Source organism: Phytoactinopolyspora endophytica (assembly GCF_004138495.1).
Taxonomy (GTDB): Bacteria; Actinomycetota; Actinomycetes; order Jiangellales; family Jiangellaceae; genus Phytoactinopolyspora; species Phytoactinopolyspora endophytica.
The window spans coordinates 212582-216533 of sequence record NZ_ML142851.1; the positions used below are offsets into that span (position 1 = coordinate 212582).

4 protein-coding genes are annotated in these 3952 nt (G+C 67.9%); 2 read left to right on the plus strand and 2 right to left on the minus strand.

The features are described 5' to 3' along the window. Positions 1-279, minus strand: a 279-nt coding sequence (locus tag ELR45_RS37095) for an isochorismatase family protein (protein WP_205856164.1), incomplete at its 3' end; no start/stop codon positions are given. Positions 280-438: 159 nt separating this feature from the next. Then, positions 439-1338 (minus strand): LysR family transcriptional regulator, encoded by a 900-nt coding sequence (locus ELR45_RS06855; protein ID WP_129664563.1) that lies wholly within the window; start codon positions 1336-1338, stop codon positions 439-441. 81 nt (positions 1339-1419) lie between these two features. On the opposite strand from ELR45_RS06855, the gene ELR45_RS06860 reads away from it, so the two are divergent. After that, a complete protein-coding gene (locus ELR45_RS06860) occupies positions 1420-2394 on the plus strand; it encodes a threonine ammonia-lyase (RefSeq protein ID WP_129664565.1) in 975 nt (324 codons plus the stop codon). 127 nt (positions 2395-2521) lie between these two features. Beyond that, positions 2522-3952: aldo/keto reductase (locus tag ELR45_RS06865; protein ID WP_205856165.1), on the plus strand; the 1431-nt coding region annotated here is incomplete at its 3' end.

Consider the following 3952-nt stretch of genomic DNA (forward strand, 5'->3'; position numbering starts at 1 on the left):
CAGAGCCGGATGCAGCTGCGCACCCCAGGTGTCGCGTACGCAGTGCGTCGGCCAGGTCCCGCCGTCTTTCTGGAAATGCGGCGTGGACGGCGGATGCCAGTCTTGGGTGTAGACGACGAGCGCGCCTGCCTGTGTGGCCGCGTCGATCTGACGGTTGATCGCTTCGATCGCCTCGTCGCCACCTGAGACGTACAGGTTGCCGTTGGGATCGGCGAAGTCGTTCTGCACATCGACGACCACTAACGCGGTGCGGGAGTCGTAGGTTATCGGCTCAGCCATGATCGCTCCATCGCGAGGGAAACGTCGCCTTTCTGCCAGTAGACCTCCTTGATGGGTCCGGGTTCAACGCTCGATCGCAAGGACATGCCACCGAAGGATCGCTAGGCCGGTGCGAGTCCCGCGACCGGCGCTGGCGACCAACGGGATCCTCGCGTGTGGTCAGTGAGGCCAGGTGGGCGCAGTCAGAGTCGCCGAGAGCGCGTCGAGGAAGGCCTGGACGGGTAGCGGTGGAGGCGGCTTGCCGTACGTGACCGCCAGCACCCGGCGGCGGTCCCCGGGGATACGGTCGATCCGCACGTCCGGGTGGCGGTTGGCGAGCAACGCGAGCCCAGGCAACGTCGTGACGCCGATCCCAGCGGCGACGAGCGCCTGCGCAGCGACGTAGTCATCGGTCTCGAACTCGATCGTCGGCGTGAACCCGGACTGCTCGCACGCACGGAGAAGATGGGTTCGGCAGCGCTCGCACCCCGCGATCCAGCGTTCGCCTGCGTACGTGGACAGTGCCGATCGCGGATCTGGCCAACGGCGACCTTTGGGGGTGACGACGTAGAGCGGTTCGTCGAGCACCACGGTCGCGGTGGTTGATGCAGCCGTCGGAACGTCGGGATCGGGGTGTTCGAAGACGAGGGCCACGTCGACCTCGCCGTTGCGCAGGGCCGTCAGCGACTCGGGAGGTTCGCTCTCGGTCAGCGCCAGATCCAGGTCCGGGTGGTCGTGGCCGAAGCGCGCCGCTGCCGGTGGAACGAGTGTCGCGAGCGCGGATGGGAACGCGGCGAGCCGTACCCTCCCGGTCTGGAGTCCGGCGTGCGCGGCTAGCTCCGCCTGGGCGGAGTCCACTCGGCCGAGGATCTCCTCCGCGCGGGTGACGAGCATCCGCCCGGCCTCGGTCAGCCGGATGCCGCGTCCGACCCGCTGCAGCAGGGGAACTCCGGCCTCCGCCTCGAGCCGTGCGAGGTGATGGCTGACCGACGGCTGGGCGTAGTGCAGTGCTTCGGCCGCCCCGGTGACCGACCCTTCGCGGGCGACGGTCACGAGTACCCGTAACCGGTTCAGATCCATGGTACGAATCATAGACAGAATCGATGGTTCATGAGAAAACCTGCATTAGACCTATCTATATGATCCTGCCAGCATGGAAGCATGCGAACTCCCTCGATCGGTGACGTGTTCCGGGCGCGTCGAGTGCTCGACAGCCTGCTGCCGCCGACGCCGATGTGGTCCTATCCGGCGCTGAGCGCCACCCTCGGCGCGGACGTGCTGGTGAAGCACGAGAACGTGCAGCCCACGGGCGCGTTCAAGATCCGGGGAGGGCTCAACCTGCTGGCCGGTATGTCACCCGAGGATCGACAACGGGGGATCGTCGGGTACTCCACCGGCAACCACGCCCAGTCGCTGGCCTACGCGGCTCGCCGTGTCGGTGCGTCGTGCACCATCGTGATGCCGGAGAAGCCGAACCCGTTGAAGGCCGCCGCCGTGCGTGCGCTCGGTGCAGACGTCGTCGAGCATGGTGAGACGCTGGACGGGGCGTGCGAGTTCGCCGGCAAGCTCGCCGCGGAGCGTGGCTCCCGCCTGGTCAGTGCGGCGAACGAGCAGGAGATCGTCGCCGGTGTGGCCACTGCCTACCTCGAGGTCTTCGAGCAGGCTCCGGACCTGGACGCCGTCGTCGTTCCGGTCGGAGGCGGCAGTGGCGCGGCGGCAGCGTGCGTCGTCGCCGCGGCAGTAGCGCCTGGGTGCGAGATCATCGGCGTGCAGGCGGCGGCATCGCCGGCTGCCCACGATTCCTGGCGAACCGGTGAGCTGCTCAAGCGCCCGAACCGGACCGCGGCGGAAGGACTCGCGACAGGGGCCGGGTTCGAGCTCACCCAACGGATCATGGGCGAGCACCTCACCGACTTTCTGCTCGTCGACGACGGGACCATCGCCGAGGCTCAATGGGTGATGCTCCGTGATGCGCACACGTTGACCGAGGGCGCCGGAGCGGCGTCGGTCGCGGCGTTGCTGGCGCACCCCGAGCGGTTCGCGGACAAGCGCGTCGCCGTGATGTGCACCGGTGCCAACGCCAGCGAGCGTGAGCTCCGCGCCGTCACCCAGCTTCCGGCGGCGCGAGTGGCCTAGCGGCGGCAACGGGCCTCGAAGGAGGACCCTTGACGGAGGGAGAAGGGGAGGCTAGCGTGCAGATCGTGAACGTTCACGCACGTCATTCATCGACGTGTCTCGACCGCGATCGGAGCGCTCCAGCCCCATGACAACCCCGATCCGCTGGGCCATCCTCGGCCCCGGAAACATCGCCCGTCGATTCGCCACCCAGCTGAGCCACAGCCGCCACGGCAGCCTGCTCGCCGTCGGCAGCTCCGATCCCGCCCGAGCCGCCGCGTTCGGCGCTGACGTCGGCATCGAACGTGCCGGCGATTACGAGTCAGTGCTCTCAGACGCGGAGGTAGACGCCGTCTACATCGCGACGGTCCACACCCGCCATGCCGAGCTGACGCTCGCTGCTCTCGACGCCGGCAAGCACGTGCTCTGTGAGAAGCCGATCGCGCCGAATCTCGGCGAGGCGATGGCCATGGTCGAGGCCGCCCGGCAGTCCGGGAGGGTGCTGCAGGAGGCGTACATGTACCGCTTCCATCCTCAGACTCGCAAGGTGCTCGAGTTGGTGGCCGAGGGGACCCTGGGCGAGCTTGTACACATCGATGCCGCCTTCTCCTTCGCCACGGCCCGCAGCGAGGGCCGCCTCTTCGACCCGAACCTGGCCGGTGGTGGCATCCTCGACGTCGGTGGCTATCCGATGTCGTACGCCCGGGCGCTCGCCGGCGCCGCGGAGGGCGTCCCCTTCCTGGAGCCGACATCGCTCGCGGCCCGCGGGACCGTCGAGAACGGTGTCGACGTGTGGGCCGTCGGGCGGGTCACGTTCCCCACCGGGGTCACGGCGTCGCTGCGCACGGGCATCCGGCTCTCCGACTCGTCGGTCACGGTATACGGGTCGAAGGGCAAGCTCACCCTCGACGACCCCTGGACGCTGTCAGACCGGCAGGCCATGACCCTCACCGTCGCGGGGCAGGAACCCGAGCAGTTCACGTTCGACGGCGCCCATCCGTACGCGCTCGAGGCCGACGCCGTCGCTGAGGCCGTGGACCACGGTGGCGAGTCGACCGAGATGAGCCTCGACGACACCCTGGGCAACGCACAAGCGCTGGACAGATGGCGCGAAGAGATCGGACTGCGCTATCCGTTCGAGCGCGATGACGCGCACGTCCCAACCGTGTCACGCAAGCCGCTGGTCGCCGAACCTGGCAACATGCGGTACAGGCGGATCCCGGGCGTCGAAAAGCGAGTGTCGCAGCTGGTGATGGGTTGCGACAACCAGCAGAACCTGGCCCATGCCTCGGCGATGTTCGACCACTTCTTCTCGCTCGGCGGCAACGCCTTCGACACCGCCTATATCTACGGCGCCGGCCGACACGAGAAGCTACTGGGCCGGTGGATCGCGAACCGAGGTGTCCGCGATCAGGTCGTGGTCATCGTCAAGGGGGCGCACACCCCACACTGCGATCCGGAATCGCTCAGCCGTCAACTGCTGGAGTCGTTGGAACGGCAAGGCACCGACTACGCCGACATCTACATGATGCATCGGGACAACGAAGAGATCCCCGTCGGCGAGTTCGTCGACGTGCTC